Origin of the sequence: Domibacillus indicus, from assembly GCF_000970685.1 — a bacterium.
Classification (GTDB): Bacteria; Bacillota; Bacilli; order Bacillales; family Domibacillaceae; genus Domibacillus; species Domibacillus indicus.
Genome location: NZ_LAJB01000031.1, coordinates 1 through 2,514, shown reverse-complemented (window position 1 = coordinate 2,514; position 2,514 = coordinate 1). Strand labels below are relative to the sequence as shown.

Here is a 2,514-nt window from a genome sequence, read left to right as displayed (position 1 = left end):
TCTGTAACCGTCAAGTGAAACTCAACAGTTTTCCAAAAATACGGCACAACAGTTTTCACCAATTAAGATTCAACACTTTGTTCCTTAAATAAAACCTTTCGGTATTTCATTCGGATACTGTTTTGCTTCTCATCAAAAGTTAAAATTTCACTTCGATGCAGAAGCCGATCCAGGATCGCTGTTGTTAAAGTTGGATCTCCAAGAAACTTCCCCCATTCGTTTGGGCCCTTATTAGATGTCAAAATAAAGGCTGCCTGATCGTACATTTCATAAATAAACTGAAAGAACAGGTGTGCATCCTGTGGTTCGTACGCCATGTACATGACATCATCGATAATGATCAGATCCGATTTCATGATACGCTTGTACCTTGTTTTTGACTTATTGGTATACTCTTGCGATTTCAAGACATAGATTAGGCGCTCCATCGAGATGAAGGATACTTGGTATCCACGCTCAATTGCGTGAATACCAAGTGCAGTAGAGAGGTGCGTCTTTCCAACACCCGTAGGGCCCATCATGATTAAGGTAAAGCATTCTTCCACCCAGGAGAGCTCCTTCAGTACATTCAACTGCTTTTCTCCAATGGCGGACTGTTCCTCAAGACGGAAGCTTTCAAATGTTAATATGTCGGGAAATTCAGCCCATTTCATTAGCTTTTCACTGTTTTTTCTTTCCCGGCACTTTAATTCATAACTAAGCACTTCGTGCATGAGCTCATGATAAGTCCAACCTTTTGCTTCAGCCTCCCGAAGGAGGCTTGGTATCTCTTTTGCGGTTTCAGCTAGCCGTAAGGTTCGGCATTGTTCCTGAAGTCTTTCATACGGCTGACTCATTGTGCGCTGCCTCCCTGAAGAACACGAATGTAAATGTCTTCTTTTCTTTCTGGAGCGGCAAGGTTTTTATATTTCTCGTTTTCGATGCCTGTTTTTTTCAGCTTCTTTCGATTCTGTATCTCTAACGAAATGGCGATATCTCTCAGATCGTTTGCACTGTTTAACTTAAGACGCTTCATTTCATCGAGAGCTTCTTCGATAAAAGCAGGATAGGTTAAGATAGCTGCCTGTACAATTTTAAGCTGGTCTATTAAATGACGCGGATACCTTTCAGCTAATTGTTTGATCAGCCATCCTATAGTTTCTTTCTCCGGCACCATCTCTTCGATCTGCTTGATTAGCTGGTCTCGTTTGGACCTGGAGCGCTCTCGGTGGGAAGGGTCTGTAATAATAAGGCCATCTTCTTTTGACAATACATGTCTTGCTATAACAGCCCCATTTGGATGAAGGCGGACCGTCAGATGCTGTCCATCTGATTGAACATGGACGATATTTTGTGATCCTTTTCGATACGTCCCTAGAGGTACACTATAGCGATTCCCGCCAAAGCGGATGACGTTGTCCTTATGCACTTTTCTTGTTATACTTGTGCCAAAGATCTTTTCAAAAAGGTAAGATCCAAAGACTTTCTGTAGGTGTTGCTTTTCCAGGGCGTGCACCTCAGAAGGTCTTTTTTTCGTATTATGATGAACTTTATAATTGCCGGTTCGCTTCAGCCATTTCATACAGGCTTCCTGCCAGTCTGGTAAATTATCAAAAACACGGTTTTTGGCAAAGTTGTTTTTTACATATTTGATAACCTGCTCAATCTTTCCCTTTGATTGAGGGTCAGCCTTTCTACAGAGATAGACCTTGAATTTTCGTGTTTGCTGGTATTTTGTAAATTCAGCCGTCATGATGATATCCCCGGCATTTTCACTTACAGCCAGTAGACGGTCTTGATCATATACGATCTCCTGTGTCATGCCCCCAAAATGCCGGAAGGCATTTTCCTGTATATGTATAAGGTCCGTCGTCTGGAAGGGGCGATCCAGCCATTCTACATATTTAAAACGAGAATGAGAGAGAATGAATCCGATAAAATATAGTTTTTTGAAAGAACCGGCTGTGGTTGGCACTTTCAATTCACCAAAATCAACCTGCATCTGCTGCCCCATGGGCAGTTCAGGAACAGCCCCAAAATCCCTTTCGGGAAGCTGCTTTGGAATATGGTACGTTTCCCGGATATCATTTACATAATTTCGAACAGTGTTTTCTGACACAGACTTTACGTTAAGTCTTTCTTCTAGCCAGTCAAGTACCTGGGCTCCCGATAAGTCCGGATGTTCCTTTAGCCAACGAACAATTGTCTCATGGTAAGGATCTAACTTTTTGCTTCTATTCTGGAGAGAAGAAGCGAATTCGAAGAATTCTTCTGGTGTCATTTTTCCATAGTCAATCACTCGATTCCTGGATATCCTAAGCTTTCTGGCAATTTGGCTGTTTGAAAAGCCCTGGCTTTTCAGCCTGTGAATCTCATTGTAGATCATTAGTTTTTCCACTCCTCGTTCCTCACTTTCAATATACTTGCTCCAGTATATTGAAAGTGGCAGTTGTTCCGCTAACTGTTGAATCTTATTTGTGGAATTCTGCTTGATGGAAATTGTGGAAAACTGTTTAGTCTAGTTTATCGTTTACA

The 2,514-nt window shown here is 41.8% G+C and carries 2 protein-coding genes; both read right to left on the bottom strand.

The genetic code is table 11. The features are described 5' to 3' along the window. Nucleotides 1-62: 62 nt before the first annotated feature. The gene (gene istB / locus VP98_RS18095) at nucleotides 63-836 is read right to left on the bottom strand and encodes an IS21-like element helper ATPase IstB (RefSeq protein WP_046176763.1); all 774 of its coding nucleotides are present in this window, start codon (nucleotides 834-836) and stop codon (nucleotides 63-65) included. After that, nucleotides 833-2,377, bottom strand: a complete 1,545-nt coding sequence (istA, locus tag VP98_RS18090) for an IS21 family transposase (RefSeq protein WP_331428764.1) — start codon at nucleotides 2,375-2,377, stop codon at nucleotides 833-835. Before istA ends, istB begins: the two co-directional genes overlap by 4 nt. Nucleotides 2,378-2,514 lie beyond the last annotated feature (137 nt).

Bases quoted from the DNA above. Each gene is read 5' to 3' on its own strand.
- istB (WP_046176763.1), bottom strand. From the start codon at position 836: ATGAGTCAGCCGTATGAAAGACTTCAGGAACAATGCCGAACCTTACGG.